Origin of the sequence: Xanthobacter sp. AM11 (assembly GCF_047444035.1) — a bacterium.
In the GTDB taxonomy this organism is placed as follows: Bacteria; Pseudomonadota; Alphaproteobacteria; order Rhizobiales; family Xanthobacteraceae; genus Xanthobacter.
Genome location: NZ_JBLAOA010000001.1, coordinates 411,752 through 434,770 on the forward strand (window position 1 = coordinate 411,752; position 23,019 = coordinate 434,770).

Annotated in this window: 30 protein-coding genes; 14 read left to right on the forward strand and 16 right to left on the reverse strand. The window is 66.8% G+C overall.

Annotated elements, in window-relative coordinates:
• Positions 1 to 20: 20 nt before the first annotated feature.
• The 4 genes from cysE to modD all read right to left on the reverse strand — a co-directional run bounded on the left by cysE (position 21) and on the right by modD (position 3,675).
• Complete coding sequence (cysE, locus tag ACI7BZ_RS01890) at positions 21 to 806, reverse strand: serine O-acetyltransferase (RefSeq protein WP_414115513.1); 786 nt, start codon at positions 804 to 806, stop codon at positions 21 to 23.
• 3 nt (positions 807 to 809) lie between these two features.
• Entirely contained in the window at positions 810 to 2,057 is a 1,248-nt protein-coding gene (gene nifV / locus ACI7BZ_RS01895) for a homocitrate synthase (protein ID WP_414115514.1), read from the reverse strand.
• 77 nt (positions 2,058 to 2,134) lie between these two features.
• Entirely contained in the window at positions 2,135 to 2,449 is a 315-nt protein-coding gene (locus tag ACI7BZ_RS01900; protein WP_414115515.1) for a HesB/IscA family protein, read from the reverse strand.
• A gap of 383 nt (positions 2,450 to 2,832) precedes the next feature.
• Positions 2,833 to 3,675: a ModD protein gene (gene modD / locus ACI7BZ_RS01905; RefSeq protein ID WP_414115516.1), complete on the reverse strand. Its 843-nt coding sequence runs from the start codon at positions 3,673 to 3,675 to the stop codon at positions 2,833 to 2,835.
• 353 nt (positions 3,676 to 4,028) lie between these two features.
• Here modD and ACI7BZ_RS01910 point away from each other — a divergent pair, with 353 nt between their 5' ends.
• Entirely contained in the window at positions 4,029 to 4,583 is a 555-nt protein-coding gene (locus ACI7BZ_RS01910; protein WP_414115517.1) for a peroxiredoxin, read from the forward strand.
• Between the two features lie 17 nt (positions 4,584 to 4,600).
• Positions 4,601 to 5,146, forward strand: coding sequence for an alkylhydroperoxidase, AhpD family (gene ahpD, locus ACI7BZ_RS01915; RefSeq protein ID WP_414115518.1), 546 nt, complete (start codon positions 4,601 to 4,603; stop codon positions 5,144 to 5,146).
• 203 nt (positions 5,147 to 5,349) lie between these two features.
• On the opposite strand, the gene ACI7BZ_RS01920 is transcribed toward ahpD, so the two are convergent.
• From ACI7BZ_RS01920 to ACI7BZ_RS01935, 4 genes are read right to left on the reverse strand one after another with little or no spacing between them, the layout of a single operon-like run.
• A complete protein-coding gene (locus tag ACI7BZ_RS01920; protein WP_414115519.1) occupies positions 5,350 to 6,135 on the reverse strand; it encodes an ankyrin repeat domain-containing protein in 786 nt (261 codons plus the stop codon).
• A gap of 19 nt (positions 6,136 to 6,154) precedes the next feature.
• Complete coding sequence (locus ACI7BZ_RS01925; RefSeq protein WP_414115520.1) at positions 6,155 to 7,807, reverse strand: nitroreductase family protein; 1,653 nt, start codon at positions 7,805 to 7,807, stop codon at positions 6,155 to 6,157.
• Positions 7,804 to 8,244 carry an ArsC/Spx/MgsR family protein gene (locus tag ACI7BZ_RS01930; RefSeq protein WP_414115521.1) on the reverse strand — a complete coding sequence of 147 codons (441 nt, stop codon included), beginning with the start codon at positions 8,242 to 8,244 and terminating at the stop codon, positions 7,804 to 7,806. The genes ACI7BZ_RS01925 and ACI7BZ_RS01930 overlap by 4 nt, the downstream gene beginning before the upstream one ends.
• Positions 8,245 to 8,251: 7 nt before the next feature.
• Positions 8,252 to 8,686, reverse strand: a complete 435-nt coding sequence (locus ACI7BZ_RS01935) for a response regulator transcription factor (RefSeq protein ID WP_414119065.1) — start codon at positions 8,684 to 8,686, stop codon at positions 8,252 to 8,254.
• Positions 8,687 to 9,156: 470 nt separating this feature from the next.
• Between ACI7BZ_RS01935 and nifH the strand changes: the two genes are divergently transcribed.
• From nifH to ACI7BZ_RS01975, 8 genes are all read left to right on the forward strand, one after another.
• Positions 9,157 to 10,038: a nitrogenase iron protein gene (nifH, locus tag ACI7BZ_RS01940; protein ID WP_414115522.1), complete on the forward strand. Its 882-nt coding sequence runs from the start codon at positions 9,157 to 9,159 to the stop codon at positions 10,036 to 10,038.
• Positions 10,039 to 10,574: 536 nt separating this feature from the next.
• On the forward strand, positions 10,575 to 11,423 hold the full coding sequence (locus tag ACI7BZ_RS01945; protein ID WP_414115523.1) for an electron transfer flavoprotein subunit beta/FixA family protein: 849 nt from the start codon (positions 10,575 to 10,577) through the stop codon (positions 11,421 to 11,423).
• A gap of 41 nt (positions 11,424 to 11,464) precedes the next feature.
• Entirely contained in the window at positions 11,465 to 12,574 is a 1,110-nt protein-coding gene (locus tag ACI7BZ_RS01950) for an electron transfer flavoprotein subunit alpha/FixB family protein (RefSeq protein ID WP_414115524.1), read from the forward strand.
• 12 nt (positions 12,575 to 12,586) lie between these two features.
• Positions 12,587 to 13,894 (forward strand): FAD-dependent oxidoreductase, encoded by a 1,308-nt coding sequence (locus ACI7BZ_RS01955; RefSeq protein ID WP_414115525.1) that lies wholly within the window; start codon positions 12,587 to 12,589, stop codon positions 13,892 to 13,894.
• 84 nt (positions 13,895 to 13,978) lie between these two features.
• A complete protein-coding gene (locus ACI7BZ_RS01960) occupies positions 13,979 to 14,278 on the forward strand; it encodes a ferredoxin family protein (protein WP_414115526.1) in 300 nt (99 codons plus the stop codon).
• A 173-nt stretch (positions 14,279 to 14,451) separates the two neighbouring features.
• The gene (locus ACI7BZ_RS01965; RefSeq protein WP_414115527.1) at positions 14,452 to 15,219 is read left to right on the forward strand and encodes a 4Fe4S-binding leucine-rich repeat protein; all 768 of its coding nucleotides are present in this window, start codon (positions 14,452 to 14,454) and stop codon (positions 15,217 to 15,219) included.
• Positions 15,220 to 15,525: 306 nt separating this feature from the next.
• Positions 15,526 to 16,281, forward strand: a complete 756-nt coding sequence (locus ACI7BZ_RS01970) for a dienelactone hydrolase family protein (protein ID WP_414115528.1) — start codon at positions 15,526 to 15,528, stop codon at positions 16,279 to 16,281.
• 81 nt (positions 16,282 to 16,362) lie between these two features.
• Positions 16,363 to 16,689, forward strand: a complete 327-nt coding sequence (locus tag ACI7BZ_RS01975; RefSeq protein ID WP_414115529.1) for a hypothetical protein — start codon at positions 16,363 to 16,365, stop codon at positions 16,687 to 16,689.
• Between the two features lie 84 nt (positions 16,690 to 16,773).
• Here ACI7BZ_RS01975 and ACI7BZ_RS01980 read toward each other — a convergent pair whose 3' ends face one another.
• The gene (locus ACI7BZ_RS01980) at positions 16,774 to 17,238 is read right to left on the reverse strand and encodes a hypothetical protein (RefSeq protein WP_414115530.1); all 465 of its coding nucleotides are present in this window, start codon (positions 17,236 to 17,238) and stop codon (positions 16,774 to 16,776) included.
• A 275-nt stretch (positions 17,239 to 17,513) separates the two neighbouring features.
• Here ACI7BZ_RS01980 and ACI7BZ_RS01985 point away from each other — a divergent pair, with 275 nt between their 5' ends.
• On the forward strand, positions 17,514 to 17,759 hold the full coding sequence (locus tag ACI7BZ_RS01985) for a hypothetical protein (RefSeq protein ID WP_414115531.1): 246 nt from the start codon (positions 17,514 to 17,516) through the stop codon (positions 17,757 to 17,759).
• A gap of 159 nt (positions 17,760 to 17,918) precedes the next feature.
• A complete protein-coding gene (locus tag ACI7BZ_RS01990; RefSeq protein WP_414115532.1) occupies positions 17,919 to 18,158 on the forward strand; it encodes a hypothetical protein in 240 nt (79 codons plus the stop codon).
• A gap of 102 nt (positions 18,159 to 18,260) precedes the next feature.
• Here the strand turns inward: ACI7BZ_RS01990 and ACI7BZ_RS01995 are convergent, their stop codons facing one another.
• From ACI7BZ_RS01995 to ACI7BZ_RS02010, 4 genes are all read right to left on the reverse strand, one after another.
• A complete protein-coding gene (locus tag ACI7BZ_RS01995; protein ID WP_414115533.1) occupies positions 18,261 to 18,695 on the reverse strand; it encodes a group II truncated hemoglobin in 435 nt (144 codons plus the stop codon).
• A 42-nt stretch (positions 18,696 to 18,737) separates the two neighbouring features.
• Positions 18,738 to 18,905 carry a hypothetical protein gene (locus ACI7BZ_RS02000; protein ID WP_414115534.1) on the reverse strand — a complete coding sequence of 56 codons (168 nt, stop codon included), beginning with the start codon at positions 18,903 to 18,905 and terminating at the stop codon, positions 18,738 to 18,740.
• Between the two features lie 18 nt (positions 18,906 to 18,923).
• A complete protein-coding gene (locus tag ACI7BZ_RS02005) occupies positions 18,924 to 19,247 on the reverse strand; it encodes a DUF6156 family protein (RefSeq protein ID WP_414115535.1) in 324 nt (107 codons plus the stop codon).
• Between the two features lie 131 nt (positions 19,248 to 19,378).
• A complete protein-coding gene (locus tag ACI7BZ_RS02010; protein ID WP_414115536.1) occupies positions 19,379 to 19,828 on the reverse strand; it encodes a Rieske (2Fe-2S) protein in 450 nt (149 codons plus the stop codon).
• A gap of 178 nt (positions 19,829 to 20,006) precedes the next feature.
• On the opposite strand from ACI7BZ_RS02010, the gene ACI7BZ_RS02015 reads away from it, so the two are divergent.
• Together ACI7BZ_RS02015 and ACI7BZ_RS02020 are read left to right on the forward strand one after the other, a co-directional pair.
• Positions 20,007 to 20,657: a glutathione S-transferase family protein gene (locus ACI7BZ_RS02015; RefSeq protein ID WP_414119066.1), complete on the forward strand. Its 651-nt coding sequence runs from the start codon at positions 20,007 to 20,009 to the stop codon at positions 20,655 to 20,657.
• A 99-nt stretch (positions 20,658 to 20,756) separates the two neighbouring features.
• Positions 20,757 to 21,059: an aldehyde dehydrogenase gene (locus ACI7BZ_RS02020; protein WP_414115537.1), complete on the forward strand. Its 303-nt coding sequence runs from the start codon at positions 20,757 to 20,759 to the stop codon at positions 21,057 to 21,059.
• Positions 21,060 to 21,182: 123 nt separating this feature from the next.
• On the opposite strand, the gene ACI7BZ_RS02025 is transcribed toward ACI7BZ_RS02020, so the two are convergent.
• The 3 genes from ACI7BZ_RS02025 to ACI7BZ_RS02035 all read right to left on the reverse strand — a co-directional run bounded on the left by ACI7BZ_RS02025 (position 21,183) and on the right by ACI7BZ_RS02035 (position 22,897).
• Positions 21,183 to 21,578: a DUF59 domain-containing protein gene (locus tag ACI7BZ_RS02025; RefSeq protein ID WP_414115538.1), complete on the reverse strand. Its 396-nt coding sequence runs from the start codon at positions 21,576 to 21,578 to the stop codon at positions 21,183 to 21,185.
• A gap of 73 nt (positions 21,579 to 21,651) precedes the next feature.
• Positions 21,652 to 22,131, reverse strand: coding sequence for a tetratricopeptide repeat protein (locus tag ACI7BZ_RS02030; protein WP_414115539.1), 480 nt, complete (start codon positions 22,129 to 22,131; stop codon positions 21,652 to 21,654).
• 40 nt (positions 22,132 to 22,171) lie between these two features.
• Positions 22,172 to 22,897 (reverse strand): xanthine dehydrogenase, encoded by a 726-nt coding sequence (locus ACI7BZ_RS02035; RefSeq protein WP_414115540.1) that lies wholly within the window; start codon positions 22,895 to 22,897, stop codon positions 22,172 to 22,174.
• Positions 22,898 to 23,019 lie beyond the last annotated feature (122 nt).

Genomic DNA, 23,019 nt, shown 5'->3' on the forward strand with positions numbered 1-23,019 from the left:
CCGCGGACCGCGCCGGCTCTTCATGCGGCTTCATCCGCGGTGGCGCCACGGCCGCGCTGCCGCTCGCCCTGCAGGTGCGAGAGGCGCGCTTCCAGGAACTCGATCCGGTCGAGCAGGGAGACGATGGCCTCCCCCACCGGGTCGGGCATCAGATGGTGCTCCAGGTCGATGCGGCCGTCGCCCACCCGGCGCCGGTCCGCCACGGCCTTCACCACGCGGCCGGGAATGCCCACCACCGTCATGGCCGGGGGCACATCCTCAATCACCACCGAATTGGCGCCGATGCGGCAGCCGGCCCCCACGGTGATAGGACCGAGGATCTTCGCCCCGGCCCCCACCAGCACGCCGTCGCGCAGGGTGGGGTGCCGCTTGCCGGCGGTCCAGGACGTGCCGCCCAGGGTCACGCCGTGATAGAGGGTCACGTCGTCGCCCACTTCCGCGGTCTCGCCGATCACCACGCACGCGCCGTGATCGATGAAGAAGCGGCGGCCGATGGTGGCGCCGGGGTGAATGTCCACATTGGTCAGGAAGCGCCCGAGCCAGGACAGGAAGCGGGCCGGGAACTTGACCCCGCCGCGCCACAGCCGGCTGGCGAGGCGGTGCCAGATGATGGCATGCACGCCGGGATAGGTGAGCACGATCTCGAACGTGTGGCGGGCCGCCGGATCGCGCGCCTTCACGCAGCTCACATCCTCGCGGATCAGCTGCCACACCGAGAGCGGCGCCGGCGTCGTTTCAGCCGCAGCCGCGGGCGCAGCCGTGAGCGGCACGTCATGTCCCTGCCATTTCGGGCTTCCCATGATCATGGGTCAGGCTCCCATCACTGCTGCGTGGCGGCGCCGAAGCGCCTCTTCGGTGAAGCTGTCCTCGTAGAAGCGCCGCAGCACCTCGGGCGAGACCGACTGCTTGGTGCGGGTCGCGAAGTCGCGCACCCGGGCAAGGATGGCGCGGCCGCGGGCCTCGTCCACCGCCAGCCCCTCGTCCGCCAGCGCCCGGGAAATGGCGGCCAGGCCGGAATGCTTCCCCAGCACCACCTGGTGGGAGCGGCCGAGCAGTTCCGGGCTCAGGGATTCGTAGGTGCCGCGATCCTTCAGCAGGCCGGAGACATGGATGCCGGATTCGTGGGTGAACACGTCTTCGCCCACGATGGCCTTGGTGCGCGGCATGGGCCGGCCGGCGGCGGCCAGCACCTTCTGCGCCAGCGGCCGCAGGGACTGGGGATCGATGCCGCTCTCCGCACGCGCCGTCTGGCGCAGGGCGATGGCCACTTCCTCCAGCGCCGCATTGCCGGCGCGCTCGCCCAGCCCGGTCACCGTCACGCTGGCATGCCGCGCGCCGCCGGTGACCGCCGCCAGCGTATTGGCGGTGGCGAGGCCGAGGTCGTCATGGGCGTGGAACTCGATCTCCAGGTCGGTGGCATTGGCCACGCGCCGCACCAGCGCATAGGTGGAGAACGGGTCGAGCACGCCCAGCGTGTCGGCGAGGCGCAGGCGGAAGGCACCCGCCTCCTTTGCCGCCTCGGCCACCTTGCACAGGAAGTCCGGGTCGGCCCGGGATGCGTCCTCGCAGCCCACCGCCACGGTAAAGCCGAGCTTCTTCGCCAGCGTCACCACATGGCGCAAGGCGGAAAGCGCCCAGTCCCGGTCCCGGCCCAGCTTGCCCTTGAGCTGGCGGTCGGAGGTGGGGATGGAGAGATTGACATAGTTCACGCCCGCCGAGACGGCCGCGAACACGTCCTCCTCGGACATGCGGCACCAGGCGGCCACACGCAGCGGCAGCTTGAGGGAGACGATGGAGCGCAGCGTCTCGATCTCCTCGTCGCCCATGGCCGGCGTGCCGGCCTCGATCTCGGGGACGCCCGCCGCGGCCAGCGCCTCGGCGATCTCGATCTTCTCCTTGCGGGTGAAGGCGACACCGGGCGCCTGCTCGCCATCGCGCAGGGTGGTGTCGTTCAGGAAGACGGAGCGGACCGGCGTCGCCCCGCAGGCGGAACCCGAGGCATCCGCCGACACTCGGCCGGAACGCCCCGACGTGGTCGATGGTGACTTCGCGAGCATGGGTCCCTTCCAATCTGCCCCGGCCGAAATCCCGGACGGGGATGATGAACTCCACCCGGGCCGCGCCCGGACCGCCTTCAGTTCCTGTGGCGCCGGCCCGCTGCCGCCGGCCGCGCCTGCCCGTTTTCGATGACGAACCCGCCTGCGGCCGAAGCGACGAAGTCGATGCGGATTCCGTGGGCGAAATCTTGCGAGGGGCCGTCGATGAACACCTTCAGCCCGGCCTGTTCGATAACCATGTCGCCGGCGCGCGCGCCGGCCTCCAGGTGCATCAGATACCGCACAGCCGCATGCGCGCCGGGTTCCGCCACCACACGCAGACCCTCAGCCTCCGCGGAGCGCGAGAGGGCCGCCTTCACAGCCGCCACGGCATTGGTCGAGAGCGTGATCATCCGAAAACCACCATGCGGGACACTTCCGCCCTGGTGACTGGCAAGCCCCGTGCCATCGGGTCAATATTTTGATTTTTAATGATTATTTACGTTCTGTGCGCGTGTCGTAAACGCGACAGCCGGCAGTCTTGTGGCGTGTTCGACAGGTTCGCGACAGGCCTTGCATGCAATTGTCACCGTCGCCTACGTATTTCTACGTAGGCGACGCAGGACTCGGCCGCGATCATCTTGCGCACCGCAAAAAAATGCGATGGCGCGGCAGAACTGAACATCGCGGCGGCAGTCACGCCCCGGCTTCCGCCGGCGGGCGATGGCGGGCCGGCGCGCCCGGCCCCACAGGGGCTGGCCAGAGAGGCCCGGGGGTCAGCGCACCGGCGCTGCCATCAGGCCGGGCCGATCACCACCTTCACGTCGGCGGGCTTGGCCCAATAGGGTGCCGAGGTCACGAGCACATGTGCCCCGGCGGCGGCATAAGCGGCGGCATTGGAGAGGTTCACCCCGCCGGCCGCGGCCACCTTGATGGCAGGGTCCGCCTGCGCCACCCGCTGCACCACGGCGCGGATCTCCTCCGGCGACATCTTCTCGCACTGGAGCACGTCGGGGCGAGCGGGAAGCACGCCCTCCACCTCCTCAAGCGTCTTCACCTCCACCACGACCTTCTTCTCCGGCGCGGTGCGGCGCAGGGCGGCGACGCCTTCCGCCGGGTCCGCCAGGAAGATCTGGTGCTCGGGAAACACCAGCAGAGTTTCGGAGAGGCCGAGGCGGTGGGGATAGGCGCCGCCGGCGCGGATGGCGGCGATCATCTGCGCCTTTGCCCCGGGGAAGGTCTTGCGCGTGGTGACCACCGCCACGTCAGGTGACACCGCGCGCGCGGCCGCCACGATATCCGCGGTGAGGGTGGCGATGCCGGAGAGATATTCCACCAGCGTCTGGGCCACCTTCCAGGCCCGGAAGATGGCGCCGGCCTCGCCCTCGGCCATGAGGATCGGCTCGCCCGCCGGCACCCGCACCGCCGTTTCCGCCAGCGCCTGCGCGCCCGCGCCGGCGGCCAGGAAGAGGTCCCGTGCCAGTTCCACGCCGCACAGGGTGGACGGCGCGCGCATGGACATGGTGAGCCGCGCCGGCACCGCCTCAAGGCCAAGGGCTTCCGTGGTGAGGTCGCCATAGGGCGCATCCTCCGCCAGGAGAGCGTCCAGCATGGCCGTGCTCCACCATTTCTGCGTCATCGCCCCACCTCCGCACGGCCCCCTGTTGGTGCCGCTCCGATATAGCTGCAACGACTAGCCCCGCATCCGCTGCGCGTCCACGGGACAAAGCACCGCCGCCCGCCCCGCAACGGCGGCGGCATTGCGCCGCACGCGCGGGGCATCGCGCTGCACCGAAATGCCATTAGTTTTCGCCTCGGGATGGGTACGGTTCGCCCCCGCGATCGCGTCGCAAAGGCGACACGCAGGGGCGGCAGCCGTGTTCGGTCCTGGAATGGCTCGCATTTTCCGCAGGCGAGCGCTACGGCGCGAAACTTGCATCCGGTGCGGGGACCGCACGTTCCAAGCATCCATCGTTTTCGGAGACAAAATTCATGCTCGGCATCGGCAGCACCCTTCCGGCCTTTTCCGTCACCGGTGTGAAGCCCGGCTTCAACAGCCACGAAGAGAACGGCGTGTCCGCCTTCGAGGAGATCACGCAAGCCAGCTTCCCCGGCAAGTGGAAGATCATCTTCTTCTACCCGAAGGACTTCACCTTCGTGTGCCCCACGGAGATTGCGGAATTCGCCCGCCTCGCCAAGGACTTCGAGGATCGCGACGCGGTCGTCATCGGCGGCTCCACCGACAATGAGTTCTGCAAGCTCGCCTGGCGCCGCGACCACAAGGACCTGGACAAGCTGCCCATGTGGTCGTTCGCCGACACCAACGGCTCGCTGACCGACGGCCTCGGCGTGCGCTCGCCGGCGGGCGTGGCGTTCCGCTACACCTTCGTCGTCGATCCCGACAACGTCATCCAGCACGTCTATGCGACCAACCTGAACGTCGGCCGCAACCCGAAGGACACGCTGCGCGTCCTCGACGCCCTGCAGACCGACGAGCTGTGCCCCTGCAACCGCGAAGTGGGCGGCGACGTCCTCAAGGTGGCCTGAGCCGGAAGGGCGGACGAATGTCCATCGACACCCTGAAGGACCAGATCCCCGCCTTCGCCAAGGATGTGAAGCTGAACCTCTCGGCCCTGAGCCGGGAGGAAAGCCTCACCCCCCAGCAGCTCTACGGGCTGCTGGTGGCGTGCGGGATCACCACCCGCAATCCCGCCGTCGCCCGGGCCCTGGAGACCGAGGCGGCGGCGCACCTGGCGCCTGCGGCGATGGATGCGGCCAAGGCCGCCGCCTCCATCATGGCCATGAACAACGTGTACTACCGCTTCACCCACCTTGCCTCGAACAAGGCCTATGAAACCCTCCCGGCCAAGCTGCGCATGAGCGTGATCGGCAATCCGGGGGTGGACAAGGCGGACTTCGAGCTGTGGTCGCTGGCGGTTTCCGCCATGAACGGCTGCGGCCGCTGCATCGATTCCCACGAAAAGGTGCTGCGCGACGCCGGCATCCGCGAGGATCAGATCCAAGCGGCGGTGCGGGTTGCGTCCATCATCGCCTCGGCTGCCGTGGCGCTGGAGGCCGGCGCCGTCAGCCTGCCGGCTGCGGCGGAATAAGCGCACCAAACCATCCGACGAGAAGCGGGCCGGGGGGCAACCCCCGGCCCGCTTTCGTTTGGGCGCTCCCCGGCCCCGTGGCGCCCGGCATCGCGGCGAAAGGCCGACCGGTCCCACGCGCCGCGTCATCCGCCGTCAAGCGAACAGGTGCCGTCTTCACCCATGCCGTAAAGGCGCGCCCCTATACCTCGCCGCCTGCGGCCTCACACCGTCTCCGGCCGCCGGGCATAGCGCAGCAGCTTCAGGCATTCGATGGTGGAGGCGAGGTCCAAGGCGGAGAAGCCTTCCGGCGTCTCCGGCTCGGGGTCCGCACCGTGGGCGAGCAGCTTCGCCACCACCTCGGCCTTGCCCGCGGACGAGGCATACATGAGGGAGGTGGCGCCGTTGTCGTTGCGGTTGTCGATGTCGATTCCCGCGTCCACCAGCATGTCGATGACGTCGAGATGGTTGCCCACGCAGGCAAGCCAGAGGGCGGTGTTGCCGTCGGCGTTGCGCGCCTCCAGCCGGGCGCCGGCGGCGATCAGCCGGCCCACCATCTCGCCGAGCCCCTCCCGGCTCGCCTTCATCAGCGGCGTCATGCCGTTTTCCACCGTGGCATTCACCCCGCCCGCCGGAAAGCCCAGGCTGTCCAGCCAGCCGGAGAGGGCTTCGTCCGAGGTGGCGGCGGGGCCCTGCGCCTGCGTGAAGCTGCACCAGGCCTCATAGCCGCCATCCAGGCTGAACACCTCGGCAAAGCCGAAATCCGAGAGGGTCTGCGCATATTCCTGGCTGGCATGGCCGTGGTAGCAATAAAACAGCACCGGCTGCGCCTTGGGGGTGCCGCCGATGATCTCGGAAAGGCCCGAGAAGGTGATGTGCCGCGCCCCTTCCATGTGGCTTGCGCCATAGGAGCCGGCATCGCGGGCATCCAGCAGCAGGGCCCGGCCCTCCGCCACAATGGCCGCAGCCTCCTTCACGCCGATGCAGCGGAATGGCGTACGCTGTTTCATGCCGTGCTCCCCGGTCGCGTCACGCGGAGCGGCCGGGATAGGCCGGCTCGGTGGTGATGCGTGTGTCGATGGCGGGCCGCCCCACCGTGAAGTGATAGAGGGACTGGAATTGAAGGGTTTCCATGCCCACGAGCCGGTGCAGGTCGTCGTCGAAATAGCAGCCGATGCCGGTACCCCGGAAACCCGCCGCTTCCGCCTCCAGATAGAGCACCTGGCCCAAGAGCCCGGCCTCCCAATGCAACCGGCGATAGGCGAAGGAATCGGCGGCCACCTCGGGCTCGAACTCGGCCAGCATGGAGAGGGCGAACGACCCGTCGCTGGCGATGGCCTGGTGGCAGCTCAGGGTGCGGGCAATGCCGCGGCAGTCGGTTTCCACCAGGCGATACAGGGGCAGGTGCGCCGGGCAGCCCTCCGGTGTCGCCCACTGGAAATCGTCCCGCAATTGCGCACGCAGCAGCGCGGTGGCCTGCGGGCGCCGCGGCAAGGCATAGACACCCGGCGCCAGCCCCTCCACCCGATGCACGAAGACGAGGGAATGCAGGCGGGGCACCCGGCTCCACACATCGAGCGGCGCCGCCGGCCGCACCAGCAGCGCACCCATGATGTTGAAGAAGGTATCCCGCCCCATCAGGCTTTCCTTGGCCGAGAAGCGCTGGGCACTGCGCCGGCCGAGGATGACGGCGGCGGCCCGCATCTCTGCCGGCCCCGCGAGGGTGGAGCCGGGCGCCGGCGCGGGCGCGGCGGCCTCCATGTCAGGTGCCGCGTCGGCCTCCGCCCCCTGCGATCCGCCGCCATGGGTAGCGGCGCTCACCGCCTCGATCACCGGCCAGCGATACATGGGATGGCGGTCCAGCACATTGGCCACGCCGGCCCAGCCTGCGGCATCGGGCACCGCCGGGCGCGGCGGCGCGCCGGAGGCGGCCCGGGGCGCCGGCGTGATATGAAGCAGGACGTCCGGGTCCTCGGGCTCGGCGCCGGAGAAGTCCTGCGCCCGGTCGAGCCCCATGAGCTGCGCCAGCTCGGCGCTCTCCAGGCCTTCCACCACCTCGACCGTCCAGCCCAGGCATCCGGCCGCATAGCGCACGGCGCCGATGGCATGGCCAAGGTCCAGCTGGCAGTAGCGGAACGCCCGCTCGCCATATTTCCAGGCCTCGCGCCAGTGGATGGAAGACAGGCCGAGCCACAGCCGGCCATCCGGCCCCGCCGGTGCGGGCGCCGCGCGGCGCTGCTCCAGCGCATGGGCGCGGCTCACATAATGATGCAGCCCGTCGCCAAGGCCTGCGACATTCTCCGCCAGCACATAGGCTTCGGTGGGGTGCAGGTTGCCGCTGGAGGGATTGCAGCGCAGCGCCCACCGATCCGGGCCATATTGCTTCCAGGCGGCAAGTCCGAAGGACAGCTCCAGCAGCAGGGCGACGCCGGCCAGATCGAGGGGGGCCGGCGGAACGGCGCCGGGGGTGATGGCGGCGCCCCATGTCACCGCCAGTTGTTCGGCCGCCAGCGGCAGGGGCGTGCGCGGCGCCCCCTCGAATTCGCGGAACGGATTGGGCTGCATGTCCCAATCCAGCGTCTCCGGCCCGGCCGCATAGCCCTTCAGGCCGTGCTTGGTGCGCGCGTGATAGGCGAGCGCCGCATCGGACGGACGGGCGGCGGGCGGGACAGCGACATTCATGGCTGGGGCGACTTTTCCGCTTCGGGTTCGGGGCAGGGCGTTGCCGCATGGGGGCGCGAGCAGCCCTCGGGCAGCCCCGTCCCGTCGGCGGCGCCCAGCAGCGAGAGCACGGGCTCCCGGTCGAAGCCGGCGCACATCACGCCCCCGGCTTCCACCAGCGGGCGGCGGATGAGCAGCGGCTCGGCCAGCATCATGGCCAGCGCCGCATCCGCGCCGATATCCTCCGGCTTCACCGCGCCGGACTTCACCCGCGGCGCCGCCGGGTTGAACCAGGCGGCGACCGGCGTGTCGCCGAAGAAGCCGGCCAGGCGCTCCGCCGTCCAGGGCTCGGCCAGCAGGCTCTTCACCACCAGCGTGTGGCCGGCGGCGGCAAGCGCCTGCTTCTGCCGGGCATTGGTGCCGCAGCCGGGCTTCTCGTAAAAGGTGACGGTGGTCACGGCGCGGCTATTTCATCACGCTGAGCTGCACCAGGGGCGCGGCGCCGCCACGGCCAAGGACCGTATCCACCTTCTTGCGCACGGCCTCCAGGGTCAGCGGCTTCACCACCGCGCCATGGGCACCGGCCTTGAGCCCGCCCACCGCCACCGCCTCTTCCGCCTTGTCGGTGACGATGAGGATGCGCACGTTCGGAAACTTGTCCTTCATCTCCGCAATCAGCCCGTCGCCGCGGCTCTTGAGGAGGGACACGCCCAGAAGGACCACGTGCGGCATCAGCCAGCCGGTGCCCTTCTCATAGGCTTCCTCGGGGGTCGCGAGTTCGTGGGTCTCGATCTCGTCATGGAGCATGAACTGGAGCGCCGCGCGCGTGATCTCGTCCTCGTCCACGACGAAGACGCGCCGCTGGTCCACTGCCTTGGAAGTTTCAACGCCGATCTGCATCTCATCCTCGCTCACGTCCTGCGAGCCCCTGCCCGCGCGCGTGAGCCGCGTTGCGGCGGAGGCCTCAAGGGTCAAGCAAGTTCCGTTCCGCACCCGCACACCCGGCACCGCGCCTGCCCCCGCTTTGCCTGGCGCGGCCCGCGCGGGAGCCGCCACGGCCGATCCGCATTGTTCCAATTGCGACACATGCAACCCTGCTGTCGGGTTCGACACACCCCTGCGAAGACCCCACCTCCATCGCCGAATTTGATGCAGGTCAATGCTTTGCGAGCGACACAGCCAAATGGCACGGCGGTTGCTCCTCCTGTTGCGCAACAGCGAGTGAGGGCTGAGTGCACGCCTAGGCCGAATTGCCAGCGTTGCGCTCCTTCCCGTAGCCCGCGGGGCGTTTCCGACGATTTTCAAGACGAGAGAAACGGCCTCGCGCCACGCGCGCGGTGGTCTTCTGAATAGGTTCGAAGGAGAGCAAGATGTCGCTGCGACAGATCGCGTTTTACGGCAAGGGTGGTATCGGCAAGTCCACCACCTCGCAGAACACCCTGGCTGCGCTTGCGCAGATGGGTCACCGGATCCTCATCGTGGGCTGCGACCCGAAGGCGGATTCGACCCGCCTGATCCTGCACGCCAAGGCGCAGGACACCATTCTTTCCCTGGCGGCGAATGCCGGCTCGGTGGAAGACCTGGAGCTCGAGGACGTGATGAAGATCGGCTACCAGGACATCCGCTGCGTGGAGTCCGGTGGTCCTGAGCCGGGCGTTGGCTGCGCCGGCCGCGGCGTGATCACCTCGATCAACTTCCTGGAAGAGAACGGCGCGTACGAGGACATCGACTACGTGTCCTACGACGTTCTGGGCGACGTGGTTTGCGGCGGCTTCGCGATGCCGATCCGCGAGAACAAGGCCCAGGAGATCTACATCGTCATGTCGGGCGAGATGATGGCCATGTATGCGGCCAACAACATCTCGAAGGGCATTCTGAAGTATGCGAACTCCGGCGGCGTGCGCCTGGGCGGGCTGGTTTGCAACGAGCGCCAGACCGACAAGGAGCTGGAGCTTGCGGAGAACCTTGCGAAGAAGCTCGGCACGCAGCTGATCTACTTCGTTCCGCGCGACAACATCGTGCAGCATGCGGAACTTCGCCGCATGACGGTGATCGAGTATGCGCCGGAGTCCGAGCAGGCCCAGCACTACCGGAACCTGGCGACCAAGGTGCACAACAATGCCGGCAACGGCATCATCCCGACCCCGATCACCATGGACGAGCTGGAAGACATGCTGATGGAGCATGGCATCCTGAAGACCGTCGACGAGAGCGAAGTCGGCAAGACCGCCGCCGAACTCGCGGTGGGCTGAGGCTGATCCGGCGGGCCGGGCCTCCGGCCCGCCGGCACAAGACGCCCCGTGGCGCGGCATTTGTCGCGAATATTTCAGTCCACGGCGGCGTGACCTTTTCGATACGCCTTTTCATACGACTTACGCTCGACATTACTCAGCCAATCAGGTCCCTCGCCGCAAGGCGGGGGACCTTTTATCGAGCGCACCCGCTGCCGCGGCGACTTTCCGACACCGTGCCCCGACGGCCCGCCACAGGCCGCCACCGCCCGCGTCGGTGTCCGGACATTGCAGCGCTCAAGGTGGTGTCTTCCACCACTGCGGCCGCCGCTCCCCCGCCATCATCTCCCCTACTCCCTGCCCGCCGGTCCGCAGCTGTCGCCTTCCTGACAAGAACGCGGCGCCAGCCATGCATTCAACTGCGAACGAGAAGCGACAAAGATCCGACACAAACGAACAATGCATTGATTTAGATAAATAAAATCGAGTGTCACACGCTTGGTACGCCCTTTGCTAGTCACAGTGCGGAGCCGTGGTGAAGGGCTCGGAGCACATCAATGCACATCGTCGTTTGCATCAAGCAGGTCCCGGATTCGGCGCAGATCCGCGTCCATCCCGTCACGAACACGATCATGCGGCAGGGCGTGCCGACGATCATCAATCCCTATGACCTGTTCGCCCTGGAAGAAGCGCTGCGCCTGCGCGACACGTTCGGGGGCGAGGTCACCGTCCTCACCATGGGCCCGCCGTCGGCCGAGGATTCCCTGCGCAAGGCGCTTGCCTTCGGCGCGGATCGCGCAGTGCTGCTGACCGACCGCTTCTTTGCCGGCTCCGACACGCTGGCCACCAGCTTCGCGCTGGCCACCGCCATCCAGAAGGTGGGCGAGACCTGGGGCGTGCCGGACATCGTCTTCACCGGCAAGCAGACCATCGACGGCGACACGGCCCAGGTGGGCCCCGGCATTGCCAAGCGCCTCGGCCTCATGCAGATCACCTATGTGGCGAAGATCGCCGCCTACGATCCCCAGGAGCGCACCGTCACCCTGGAGCGCCGCGCCGAGGGCGGCACGCAGGTGCTGAAGAGCTCCCTGCCCTGCCTGATCGCCATGCTGGAGGCCACCAACGAGATCCGCCGCGGCACCATGGCCGATGTGCTGCGTGCCGCACGCGCCGAGGTGGTCAAGTGGAACGCCAAGGAAGCCGGCGTCCAGGACATGAGCAAGTGCGGCCTGAAGGGCTCGCCCACCATCGTGAAGCGCGTGTTCGCGCCCAGCGCGCGGGCCGAAAAGGCGAAGTTCATCGAGGCGCCCGAGGGCGGCAACCTCGCTGATGCGCTGATCGCGGAAGTATTCACCCGACAGCCCAACCTCGAAGCCGACCTCACCGCGCTTGCGCGCGGCTTTTGAACGGCCGCGGAAAAGACGCCGAGAACAGAGAGCCGACCATCATGAGCGAGCCGAAAAGCACCCCAGCCCCCGCCGGCGGCGGACGCGCAGCGACCAAGAAGGAGCTGCCGGAACACTTCAAGGCGTACAAGCACGTCTGGGTGTTCATCGAGCAGGAACGCGGCCAGGTCCATCCCGTCTCGTGGGAGCTGATGGGCGCCGGCCGGACCCTCGCCGACAAGCTGGGCGTGGAACTCGCCGCTGTCGTGCTCGGCGCCGAGGGTGAGACGGTGCGCTCGGCCGTGGCGGAATCCTTCTGCTATGGCGCCGACCTCGCCTATGTGGTGGCGGACCCGGTGCTCACCGATTATCGCAACGAGGCCTACACGGCCGCGATGACCACGCTCGTGAACACCTACAAGCCGGAAATCCTGCTGCTGGGCGCCACCACGCTGGGCCGCGACCTCGCCGGCGCGGTCGCCACCACGCTGCTGACCGGCCTCACCGCCGATTCCACCGAGCTGGACGTGGACGCCGACGGCTCGCTGGCCGCCACCCGCCCCACCTTCGGCGGCTCCCTGCTCTGCACCATCTATACTCTCAATTACCGCCCGCAGATGGCCACCGTGCGCCCCCGCGTGATGCCCATGCCGGAGCGCGTGGAAAAGCCCATCGGCCGCGTCATCGAGCACCCGCTCGGCGTGGTCGAGGCGGATATCGTCACCAAGATCCTCGACTTCATTCCCGACCGCGACTCCAACAAGGCGAACCTCGCCTATGCGGACGTGGTGGTGGCGGGCGGCATGGGGCTGGGCTCGCCGGAGAATTTCCAGCTGGTGCGCCAGCTGGCCCAGGCCATGGGCGCCGAATACGGCTGCTCGCGCCCGCTGGTGCAGAAGGGCTGGGTCACCTCGGACCGGCAGATCGGCCAGACCGGAAAGACCATCCGTCCGCGGCTCTACATCGCCGCCGGCATTTCCGGGGCGATCCAGCATCGCGTGGGTGTCGAGGGGGCGGACCTGATCGTCGCCATCAACACCGACAAGAACGCCCCCATCTTCGACTTCGCCCATGTGGGCATCGTGACCGACGCCATCCGCTTCCTTCCCGCTTTGACGGAAGCCTTCAACAAGCGCCTGTCCGCCCATTCCCGCGACAAGATGGCCAGCTAAAGGATTGCTCCGATGATCGACGAAAGGTTCGATGCGATTGTCGTCGGTGCCGGCATGGCCGGCAATGCGGCGGCCTATACCATGGCCAAGCGCGGCCTGAAGGTGCTCCAGCTGGAGCGCGGTGAATATTCGGGCTCGAAGAACGTCCAGGGCGCCATCCTGTACGCCGACATGATGGAAAAGATCATTCCCGACTTCCGGGAAGACGCCCCGCTTGAGCGCCACCTCATCGAGCAGCGCTTCTGGATGATGGGCGACAATTCCCATACCGGCCTGCACTACCGGTCCGACGACTTCAACGAAGAGAAGCCGAACCGCTATACCATCATCCGCGCCCAGTTCGACAAGTGGTTCTCCTCCAAGGTTCGCGAAGCCGGCGCGCTCGTGGTGTGCGAAACCACGGTGACCGAGCTGGTGCAGGACGCCTATGGCAAGGTGATCGGCGTGAAGACCGATCGCGGCGGCGGCCAGATCCATGCGGATGTGGTGGTGCTGGCGGAGGGCGTGAGCGGCCTGCTCGGCACCCGTGCCGGCCTGCGCAAGATTCCCAAGCCCACCGAGGTCGCCCTCGCGGTGAAGGAAATGCACTTCATGCCGCAGGAGGTGATCGAGCAGCGCTTCAACATCAAGGGCAACGAGGGCGCGGTGATCGAGGCCGCCGGCACCATCTCCAAGGGGATGACCGGCATGGGCTTCCTCTACACCAACCGCGAGTGCGTGTCGGTGGGCCTCGGCTGCCTGGTGTCGGATTTCCAGAAGAGCGGTGAATCCCCCTACCAGCTCCTGGAAAAGTTCAAGAGCCATCCCTCCATCGCCCCCCTCTTGGAGGGCTCGGAGGTGAAGGAATATGCCGCCCACCTCATCCCGGAAGGCGGCTTCAAGTCCATCCCCCAGCTTTACGGGGACGGCTGGGTGGTGGTGGGCGACGCGGCCCAGCTCAACAACGCCATCCATCGCGAGGGCTCCAACCTCGCCATGACCTCCGGCCGGATTGCGGCGGAGGCCATCTTCCAGGTGAAGTCCCGCAAGGATCCCATGACGGCAGCGAATCTTTCGCTGTACAAGAAGATGATTGACGACAGCTTCGTCATGAAGGATCTCAAGAAGTACAAGGATATGCCGCAGCTGCTGCACATCCAGTCGCAGAACTTCTTCCTCACCTATCCCCAGTTGGTCAACAAGGCCATGGAAAACTTCGTGCGCGTCGATGGAACGCCGAAGAAGGAAAAGGAAAAGCTGACGATGAAGTCCTTCACTTCGGCGCGGTCGTGGGCGGGCCTGTTCGGTGACGCCTTCCGTCTCGCCCGCGCCTGGCGCTGACGGCAAGAGCCGCCCTTCGCCACGTCCCACTCACCCCGCGCGCGGCGGCCTGCCCCCCGCCGCGGCCAAACCCGGGAGATCATCATGGCCAGCACCGACACTGCCGTTCGCGTCGAAGACAAGCTGTTCCAGAACCGCTACCTCGTGGATGCCGGGCGCGCGCACATCAAGGTGCGTCCCCACACCACCCCGTCGGCGGCCCTCAAGGCCCTGCTGACCACCTGTCCGGCCCGTTGCTACGAGCTCAACGACAAGGGCCAGGTGGAAATCACCGCCGACGGCTGCGTGGAATGCGGCACCTGCCGCATCATCGGCGAGCCCTCCGGCGACATCGAATGGAACTATCCGCGCGGCGGCTACGGCGTTCTCTTCAAGTTCGGCTGATCGCGCTCCAATCCCCCGCCCGGCCGCGCATGCCGCGTGCCGGGCGACCGCCCCGCCCCATCGCTGCGGCCGCAGGCGGCAGGGCTCCCTGATCGGAGCCCGGGAAGTGAGCCGCGCAAGTGACTGGAACATTCGCGCCGTCGCCCCTAAATTAAGGGCGGGAGGACGCATGCATGTCCGCAAACATGGCCGAAGAGCCAGATATCGTTACCGAAGCCCTCGATTGGCAGGGACGGCCTGTGCGCTGTCAGGATTGCCCCCACGAGGATATTCAGGCCGAGGGGCGTTGCGACCTTGGCAAGGTGTGTGTGGCCGACCGCCGCCGCAAGCGCATCGACCGCTTTTTCGCCAACAATTCCGTCCTCGCCGCGCGCTATCTTGATCATCCCTATTTCGAGGTGCGGACGCTGGCGGCGCGGCATGCCAGCGTGTTCCTCATCGCACCGCTGAAGGATGATCCAGAACCGGACGTGCGGGCCGTGGTGGCCTGGCGGCTGCCGCTGGGCCGGGTGCGCGACATGCTGGCAGACCCCGAACCCCGCGTGCGGGCGGTGGTCGCTGGTCGCCTGGAAGGGGCCGATCTCGTCCCGCTGCTGTCGGATTGCGATTATGGCGTGCGCATCGCTGCGGTAAAGCGGGCCCCGCCCGACGCCCTCGTCTATGCCATGCACGATCGGGAGCCGGAAGTCCGCAGGGCGGTGGCCCGCCGGCTGCCGCAGGCCTATCTCCCCGGGCTCGCCGATGATCCCGATCCTCTCGTCCGTCTCGAGGTGGCGGAACATCTCGCTCCAGAGCACTTGTCCGTGCTGATGGCGGACGACGACATGCGGGTGCGGTTTGCGGTTGCGGAGCGCATCGACCCGCGCTTCCTGCCGGCCCTCGCCAGCGACCCCGTGCCCCCCATCGCCGAAGTGGCCCGCCAGCGCCTCGGCGCCTCCTGAAACCTTAAATCCCACGCCGGCGCCGGCGCGGGCCAGCAACCATCCGGGCAAGGCATTTCCGCCCCGCCGGCGAAGGCAGCTTCGCCGGCGGGTGCCTTTTGGCGTGCACTTGGCCCGCGAATGACAGTCGCTCGCAAGTTTTCGCAGCGCAACACAATTGATTATTCTACCCGGCAAAATAAAACGGCGCGCTTTTCCGGCAGTTTCAAAGGATGTGGCATCGTATCTGCATGGTCAGGGTGTTGATAAATGGCAGCGCGAGCGCACCTGCCCCAATCCCTGAGACGCTCGAAGAACGAGGATGCCATGATCGAAGTCACAGCAAGCGACGTGAAATTCTCCGCCTACCGGGCGGACCCCGAAGGTGCTCCCAAGGGCGCCGTGGTGGTGCTGCAGGACGTGTTCGGCGTCACGGCCGACATTCGCAAGATTGCGGATGATTTCGCCGCCGCCGGCTACGTGGCCGTGGCCCCGGCCCTGTTCGACAAGGTGAAGGCCAACGCCGAGCTCGCCTCGGACGCCGCCGAGGAAGGCCGTTCGCTCATCGCCGAGGTGGGCACGGAATGGCCGCTGGCCGCCATCCAGGCCACTGTCGATACGGTGAAGGATGCCGGCAAGGTGGCCCTCGTGGGCTATGCCTGGGGCGGCTATCTGGCCTATCTCGCAGCCAACCAGGTGAGCGGCCTGGCCTGCGCCATCGGTTATCACGCGGATGGCGTCATGGAAGGCGCCCGCGAGAAGCGCCGCATTCCCACCCTGCTGCACTTCGCCGAGGAAGACCCGCAGATCTCCGAGGCGGACATGATCCAGTTCCGCGCCAGCCGCCCGGATGTTTCGGCCTTTTCCTATCCCGGCGCCACGCGCGGCTTCGGCTATGCGCAGGCCCCCGCCTACAATGTGGAAGCCGCGGAAAAGGCGCAGGAGCGGACCTTGTTCTGGATCTCCCAATATGTGGTTGGTCAGGGTCCGGTGCAGTTGAAGAATGCCGGCGCCTATGCCCAGGCGAAGGTCGAGCGCAAGGGCAAGAAGAAGGCGGACGACATGGGCCCGCCCATGGACTGATAGCCGGCTTCCGCCCGGGCCGGCACCGTTTTATGATTGGTGCCGGCCCGGGCGAAGCCCCCTTCAGGAGAGCCGTCTCGCATGAGCGTCATCGAGCACGATTTCGGCGCGGACAAGCGCCGCAAGACCCGCCGCTTTCGCCAGCTCCTGAGCCTCGATGCCCTGCATGAAGCGAACGTGCGCGCCAATCCCCTGCCCTATCTGGAGCGGGCCAGCGAGCGCATCTACCAGCTGGAAAAGACCATCTTCGAAGCCGCCCTGGCGGGCCGGGCACCGGCCGGCGGCGATGCCGGGAGCGCCACCGTAACGGTGAGCGAGGCGGAATATCAGCGCCTGCTTGCCTGCCGCGCCATCATCGACGACGCCTTCGCCGGCCTTCAGGACCAGCCCGAGGACGACGGCAACTGAGCCCCTGCGGCGTCAGCGCCCGCACGGGAACCGGCGGCATGCGGGCCGCCCTCGAACGGCCCGCACCCTGTCATTGAATTTCCGTCAGTTATGGACGGAGGGCGGCGGGGTCCACTGGTAGAGGTCGCCCCAGCCGCTGGCAGCCTTCACTTCGTGGGTGAAGCCCAGCTCCCCGAGGGCGGCCGCGAAGCCAAGGCCCTCGCCGCTCTTCACGCTGGCCAGCAGCGGCACCTTGCGCCCCTGCAACTCGCCCATGAGGCTGGGAAGCGGATTCTCCGCCCGCACGTCGGGATCGACGGCGGCATAGGCCACATGGATGGCCTCGCTGTTGCGGAACACCCACTCGAAATCATCCCGCCGGGCGAGGAGCACGCCCACAATGCGCTTCTGCCCGTCCACCAGCACGGGGGAAAGGCCGGAGGTGCAGCACGCCATGAGCTCGGACAAAAGGCTTTCCTGCTCGCGCTCGTCTTCCATCTTGAAAGGAACGTCTGCGGACACCTGCCGCAGCAGGCCCCAGATGCTGGGAACATCGTCCAGCGACGCCATTCTGCGCGTCATTTCAACCATAACATTGTCTCCGGAGCAGAAAAAATAACTTGAAGATTATAAAGTAGATGTCAGAATTTTCAACGATCTGTGGACATTTATCTTTCACGCCGCCTGTCGTGAACAAGACAGGCGGCGCCGGTTTCTGTTGGATGCACGACAATCGCGGCGCGGCGGGCCCGCAGCGTTCCCGCAAGGCGCTTCTGGCAAGAACCTTGCTCCGCTCGCCAGGGCGGACGCGCAGGCGTATTCCGCCGCATTTGCTGGAGCAAGGCATGTCGGATACGGAAGGTTTCTTCATTGATTGGGACGGAAACGCCCGCAGCGTCTCCGATCCCGGCGGCGGCTACCTGGTGGAGACCGACATGGTGGCGAAGTACGTCGCCATCACCACCAAGACCGGCACGCTGGTCCACGAGGGCACCTATTACAAGACCATGGACGCCATCGCGAAGGCCGGCATCAAGGCTTCCTTCGTGCCCGGCTCCCATCCCTGGGGCTCGAAGGAAGACGGCTTCTGAACCGGGCGCAATCGGCTCATATGGAGCCGCGCTGCGGTTCCATATGAGCCGTGCATCGCCCTCGGCGGATTGAGTAGAGCCGGGCGGACACGTCGCCCCCGGGCGCGGTTGCCCCGGCCAGCCCGGCACATGCACACGGCACCCTAAGGAGATTCGGCGATGCTCCCGACGACGATTCTCATCGACGAGGCCCCGCGCTGCGTGGTCCGCCCCAATGACACCAAGGCGCTGAACCGCTTCCTGCGCAATGCGAAGGACTATCTTCTCGCCGACCGGCCGGAGGGCAAGATCACCCACCGCACCGCCACCGAGGACGAGCGCGCGCGCTGGGACAATGCCCTCGGCCTGCATCGGGCATGGGGCGGCTCGGATGAGGATTTCTTCGGGGTCCCGCTTTAGGGACGGCTCGGACCAGCGACCGCTTCACACCCTTGCGAAAACTACCTCGACCGCCGCCGGGCCGCCGGGAACATCCACGACCGGCGGCAGACCCGCGCACCCTCACGGGCGGGCGGTGTGGCCCTGGGTGTCGTGCGGGTTTCCGGCCTGGTTGCGCATCCAGTCGGCGAGTTTGGCGAGCGCGCCGTAGATTTCCTCGCGTGCGGCCGCATCGGCCACGGTCTCGTCCAGCGCGCCGCGCATGCACAGCAGCCAGGCGTCGCGCTCCGCATTGCCGATGGGAAAGCCCATGTGGCGCTGGCGCAGGCGCGGATGCCCCTTTTCCACCGAATAGAGCTTGGGCCCGCCGGTCCATTCGGTCAGGTAGCGCTTCAGGGTCAGCTTGGTGCTGGAAAGGTCGTCCGCATGCATGTCTCGGATGCCCTGGGCCTCCGGCAGCGTGTCCATGCGGGCATAGAACAGCTCCACCAGCCGGTCGATCACCGCCGGACCGCCGAGGCGCTCGAACATTGACACGGTTTCGACGACTTCCGACATGTTGCACCTCGCGGAACAGGATTGCGGGACCGGCGGCCCCGCCTATTCGTCCATATTGGGCAGCAGGATGACTTCCGCCGGCGCGCCGGCCCCCTGGGCCTCCACGAAATCCAGCGCCGAGACCAGCGACAGCCCGCCGCCGCTCTCCATCAGCACCACCGCTTCCGGCGGCATCTTGCCAAGGGCTTCCAGGAGCTGAGCGACCGTCATTGCACCTTCCCCGCTGCGTCAGGCCGTTGCCACGGGTGTGCCGGCCTCATCGAAGGCGACCACAACCGTGTCCTCGTCCACCATTCTTACTTCCGCCCGGCTCAGCCCGCCGCCCGGATGGTATTCATAGCGATGGGCCAGTTCCACCTCGCCATAGACCATCTTGTCGAAGCCGGTGAGCTGTCCGGCCGCGTCGAAATAGGCGCGGATGAAGGTGTTGCGGTGGGTGAGCTGCGCTTCTGGAATCGCCTCCACCAGCCGGAACGGCATCTTCACCCCCGTGTAGGTCACGAAGAAGCGGCAGTCCCGCTCCTCCTCGTTCCGCAATGCCTCGCCGCTCATGCCTGCTCCGAAATCAACCGGCCCTCGTGAAGACCTGCTCCCTTCCACACGCGGGAGCCGATCACGCTCTCTTTCTTCAGTTTAGAGGGCGATTCACCGAGCAAATGGACTCAATTTGCTCGGATCGCGCTCTAATCGGGGGAAATCATGATCTCCATCGTGTCGTCGAAGTCGTCATAAGGGAAGGACCGCACGTCCTCTTCCACCAGCGGCACGCCGCACAGGCAGACATCGCCGCCCACCACGGCCAGGGCGATGGGCTCCAGGCTTTTGTCCTTGCAGGGACCTTCCACGCACATCCCGCTTTCGATGTCGAACAGGGAGCCGTGCCGGCCACAGCGCAGGCGGGTTCCATCCGTGTTGAAGAACGCGCCGCCGCCGATGTTGAGCCAGGTTCCCTGGTGCGGGCAGGCATTCACATAGCCCACGAATTCGCGCCCGCCGGTGCGCACCACAAGAATGCGGAAGGGGCGCGCCTCCCCGTTCTCCATCCGCCGTGACAGATCGAACGCCTTGGCTTCGCCCGGTGCGATCTTGTGCATTTCGCAGATGGCGTAGACCTCGATTTCCTCGGCAGACATTCCCGTTCCGCTCCCCGCCCGGGCCGCTTGTGGCGCCGGCCCTGTCGCAAATCGCACAGCCGTGTCGGTCCTGCCCGCGCCAAGCGTCGGATCAGGTCGAACTGCTCCGATAATTGCATGATCCATGCCGGATCGGACGATGCCCCCGTCCGGCAGGGAAGACAGGCCCATGGCAGCGATGAAGTTCTATATGACGCCCGGCTCATGCTCGACCGGGATCCACATCATCCTCGAGGAGCTTGAGGAGGTGTTCGAGGCCCACATCGTGAACCTGCCGGCCGGCGACCATTTCAAGCCCGAATACCTCGCCATCAATCCCAAATCCACCATCCCCGCTTTGGTGCGCACCGATGGCGGCACCCTCACCGAAGTGGTGTCCATCGCCTATTGGCTCGCCTGCAACCGGGGCCGCGGCCGCCTGTGGCCAGCCGATGCGGACGCCGCGTCGCGGGCGCTGGAAACCATGGTCTATGTGGTGGCCACTGTCCACGGACAGGGCTTCGCCCGCATCTTCGCCACGCCCACCTTCGCCGCCAGCCCTTCGGACCATGCCAAGGTGGAGGCGCTGGGACGGGACATCGTGACCCAGAGCTTCGCCATCATCGACCGGGCGCTGGCCGGCCAGGATTATGTGGCCGGGACCTTCTCCGCCGCCGATCCCATCCTGTTCTATGTGGAATTCTGGGCCGACAAGACCGGCATCCCTCTGCCGTCCAACCTCGCGGCCCATTATCGGCGGATGCTGGAACGGCCGGTGGTGCAGCGGGTGCTGCGTGAGGAAGGCTACAATCTCGCCCTCCTCGGCGTGGCGCAAAGCCGCCCCAACTGACACGCGGCGCCATCCGCCCCGGCGCTTCCCCGCCGCAGACGGGAGGCGCACACTTCTTGCAGCGCAAAAAGCGAAATGCACGGCGGACAGGAGCGCGAGATGGCCGAAATCATTGTGGTGACGGAAGAGAACCGGGATGACATGTCCCGAAAGGCGGGCATCTTCCTTTATGCGGAAACGCGCCTGTGGCTGGAAGACGGGCTGGTGCACCGCACCGACGGACCCGCCATTGTTTCCCCCGATGGGGTCGAGCGCTGGTATGTGCGCGGCGCGGAAGTGACGCGGGCGGTGAAGGCCATGTTTTCGCAGAACAAATGGTCGCTCGCCGCGGGCCTCGACACGGCCGAGAAGAAGGCGCTTTTCGCCGGTTCCTTTCTGGCGGAACTCCAGCCTCAGGCCTGAGGCGGCCCATCTGCGCCAGACGCCCGCCATTGGAACGGCAGGTGCACCGGCGCATGTCGGCAGCCCCCCGCACCCACCTCAAGGACCGACCGGAGCGCGCGCGCCCGATCGGTCCTCAAAGGTTCAAAGCAGCCCCAGTTCGAGCTGCACTTCGTCGCTCATGCGCGACTTGTCCCATGGCGGATCGAACACAAGGTTCATCTTCACGTCGGAAATGCCGGGAACCACGCACACCGCCTGCTGCACCCAGCCGAGCATCTGCCCAGCCACCGGGCAGCCCGGGGCGGTGAGCGTCATATCGATTTCGACAGCGCCGCCATCCTTTACCTCAATCTTATAGATAAGACCAAGATCATAGATGTTAACCGGAATTTCAGGATCATTCACCGTTCGCAAAGCGGTGATGATTCCTTCCATCATCACCGCTTCATCTTCCTGAAATTCATCAAAACTGCGCGCTTCGCCATGAAAGATCATCGCGGTCGGAGCGGCAATGCCGTGATCACTCGAGTGAGTCATTTGCCCGTTGCCTCCTGCCCCACCTCATGCGTTCTATTAGCAAGCAGGATGCCAAACGCGAGCGGGCTACCGTTCAGTCCAATCCCTCGGCGAGGGCTGCCACCACCGGCCACCCCACGGCGCCGGTGGGGTCCAATTCACGCAGAGCCGCGAGCTTTTCTGCCGCCTCATCCGGCCGATTCTGGCGCAGGTGGATGAAGGCCAGCGCCTTCAGCGTGTAGAGCGCAAAACGCCCGGCACCGTCCGGCAGCATCTCCTGCGGCGTCCATTTGCGCCAGTCCGTATCCCACCCGGCCTGCCGCGCCGCCTCTTCAAGGCCACTGTGGGCGGCAGCTTCTCCCTCCTCCAGGTTTCCCTGGTAGGTGTGGATCTTGTAGAGGCAGAAATAGATGGGCAGCTCCGATGGCGCCGAGGCGAGCGCCTTGCGGAACAGGCTGTCCGCCTGCTTCTTGTCCCGTCGATAGACGACGACCGCCTCCTGAAGGATGGCATCCACAGCCTCGGAAACTTCACCGAAGTTGATGCCCTCGGACGGCAAGCGCAGGTCTATCATGACAATATGCCCTTAGCCCGGACGGAACGTCGCCGCCCGGTCATTTCACCAGATGCGGATGAAGCGGAGTTTCGGCGGGCCGGGCGCTGCGGAAGGTCAGCGCCCGGCTCACCGCCTTGGCGATGATCTGGGCGCGGGCGTCGAGCCCGGTCCAGTCCGCGCCGCGGCCGCGCGGGTCGATCTCCAGCAGCTTGACCCCGGCCGGCACCTCGGTGCCGTCGCGCACCACGCCGCGGACAATTCCGTCGAAGGGCGCGCGGATCGGATCATTGCCGAGATAGCCGATGTGGAAGTCCTTATAGACGCGGGTGCCGATCTCGATGGCGGTGTGCCAGCGGCCGGGCACCTGGGAATGCACGAACCGTTCGGCGGCCACGCCACCAAGCCGGCGCGGCTGGCCATCCGGCGCATCGGTGGGGCCGAGCTGGATGACCTGCCCCTCCTTGCCGGGTCGCGTCTCGATGGCGACGTCGCAATTGGTGCCACCGCAGAACCCCGGCCCAAGGCCGATGGTGATGCGCGCCAGCCGGCGCAGGTCGGGCGTCACCTGATATTTGTTGAGGCGCGCATCCACCAGGAGATCGATGGTGCCCAGCACGATGAGATCGAGAATGCCCAGCTGCGTCACCATCACCGCGTTGCGCGCGAGGCCCGCCCGCACATCAAGCCCGGTCTCGGCACGTTCGGCCCGCACCCCGTCCACGCTCACCATGTCTTCATAGAGGGCGTCGTGAAACGCCATCTTGCGCCGGATGACCGGCGGCATGGGATCATGAGACAGAACAACGCCGTAGCCGCCCCGATGGAGCTCCACTGCAACCGCGGATGCGATTTCATTGGTACCGAGAATCGTCGCGAAGGGATGACCCCTGCGGCGGCTGCCCTGTT

Excerpts from the sequence above, each read along its gene's own strand:
- cysE (WP_414115513.1), bottom strand. The coding sequence starts at position 806 with ATGATCATGGGAAGCCCGAAATGGCAGGGACATGACGTGCCGCTCACG.
- nifV (WP_414115514.1), bottom strand. The coding sequence starts at position 2,057 with ATGCTCGCGAAGTCACCATCGACCACGTCGGGGCGTTCCGGCCGAGTG.
- ACI7BZ_RS01900 (WP_414115515.1), bottom strand. The coding sequence starts at position 2,449 with ATGATCACGCTCTCGACCAATGCCGTGGCGGCTGTGAAGGCGGCCCTC.
- modD (WP_414115516.1), bottom strand. The coding sequence starts at position 3,675 with ATGACGCAGAAATGGTGGAGCACGGCCATGCTGGACGCTCTCCTGGCG.
- ACI7BZ_RS01910 (WP_414115517.1), top strand. The coding sequence starts at position 4,029 with ATGCTCGGCATCGGCAGCACCCTTCCGGCCTTTTCCGTCACCGGTGTG.
- ahpD (WP_414115518.1), top strand. The coding sequence starts at position 4,601 with ATGTCCATCGACACCCTGAAGGACCAGATCCCCGCCTTCGCCAAGGAT.
- ACI7BZ_RS01920 (WP_414115519.1), bottom strand. The coding sequence starts at position 6,135 with ATGAAACAGCGTACGCCATTCCGCTGCATCGGCGTGAAGGAGGCTGCG.
- ACI7BZ_RS01925 (WP_414115520.1), bottom strand. The coding sequence starts at position 7,807 with ATGAATGTCGCTGTCCCGCCCGCCGCCCGTCCGTCCGATGCGGCGCTC.
- ACI7BZ_RS01935 (WP_414119065.1), bottom strand. The coding sequence starts at position 8,686 with ATGCAGATCGGCGTTGAAACTTCCAAGGCAGTGGACCAGCGGCGCGTC.
- nifH (WP_414115522.1), top strand. The coding sequence starts at position 9,157 with ATGTCGCTGCGACAGATCGCGTTTTACGGCAAGGGTGGTATCGGCAAG.
- ACI7BZ_RS01945 (WP_414115523.1), top strand. The coding sequence starts at position 10,575 with ATGCACATCGTCGTTTGCATCAAGCAGGTCCCGGATTCGGCGCAGATC.
- ACI7BZ_RS01950 (WP_414115524.1), top strand. The coding sequence starts at position 11,465 with ATGAGCGAGCCGAAAAGCACCCCAGCCCCCGCCGGCGGCGGACGCGCA.
- ACI7BZ_RS01955 (WP_414115525.1), top strand. The coding sequence starts at position 12,587 with ATGATCGACGAAAGGTTCGATGCGATTGTCGTCGGTGCCGGCATGGCC.
- ACI7BZ_RS01960 (WP_414115526.1), top strand. The coding sequence starts at position 13,979 with ATGGCCAGCACCGACACTGCCGTTCGCGTCGAAGACAAGCTGTTCCAG.
- ACI7BZ_RS01965 (WP_414115527.1), top strand. The coding sequence starts at position 14,452 with ATGTCCGCAAACATGGCCGAAGAGCCAGATATCGTTACCGAAGCCCTC.
- ACI7BZ_RS01970 (WP_414115528.1), top strand. The coding sequence starts at position 15,526 with ATGATCGAAGTCACAGCAAGCGACGTGAAATTCTCCGCCTACCGGGCG.
- ACI7BZ_RS01975 (WP_414115529.1), top strand. The coding sequence starts at position 16,363 with ATGAGCGTCATCGAGCACGATTTCGGCGCGGACAAGCGCCGCAAGACC.
- ACI7BZ_RS01980 (WP_414115530.1), bottom strand. The coding sequence starts at position 17,238 with ATGGCGTCGCTGGACGATGTTCCCAGCATCTGGGGCCTGCTGCGGCAG.
- ACI7BZ_RS01985 (WP_414115531.1), top strand. The coding sequence starts at position 17,514 with ATGTCGGATACGGAAGGTTTCTTCATTGATTGGGACGGAAACGCCCGC.
- ACI7BZ_RS01990 (WP_414115532.1), top strand. The coding sequence starts at position 17,919 with ATGCTCCCGACGACGATTCTCATCGACGAGGCCCCGCGCTGCGTGGTC.
- ACI7BZ_RS01995 (WP_414115533.1), bottom strand. The coding sequence starts at position 18,695 with ATGTCGGAAGTCGTCGAAACCGTGTCAATGTTCGAGCGCCTCGGCGGT.
- ACI7BZ_RS02000 (WP_414115534.1), bottom strand. The coding sequence starts at position 18,905 with ATGACGGTCGCTCAGCTCCTGGAAGCCCTTGGCAAGATGCCGCCGGAA.
- ACI7BZ_RS02005 (WP_414115535.1), bottom strand. The coding sequence starts at position 19,247 with ATGAGCGGCGAGGCATTGCGGAACGAGGAGGAGCGGGACTGCCGCTTC.
- ACI7BZ_RS02010 (WP_414115536.1), bottom strand. The coding sequence starts at position 19,828 with ATGTCTGCCGAGGAAATCGAGGTCTACGCCATCTGCGAAATGCACAAG.
- ACI7BZ_RS02015 (WP_414119066.1), top strand. The coding sequence starts at position 20,007 with ATGAAGTTCTATATGACGCCCGGCTCATGCTCGACCGGGATCCACATC.
- ACI7BZ_RS02020 (WP_414115537.1), top strand. The coding sequence starts at position 20,757 with ATGGCCGAAATCATTGTGGTGACGGAAGAGAACCGGGATGACATGTCC.
- ACI7BZ_RS02025 (WP_414115538.1), bottom strand. The coding sequence starts at position 21,578 with ATGACTCACTCGAGTGATCACGGCATTGCCGCTCCGACCGCGATGATC.
- ACI7BZ_RS02030 (WP_414115539.1), bottom strand. The coding sequence starts at position 22,131 with ATGATAGACCTGCGCTTGCCGTCCGAGGGCATCAACTTCGGTGAAGTT.
- ACI7BZ_RS02035 (WP_414115540.1), bottom strand. The coding sequence starts at position 22,897 with ATGCCGCCGGTCATCCGGCGCAAGATGGCGTTTCACGACGCCCTCTAT.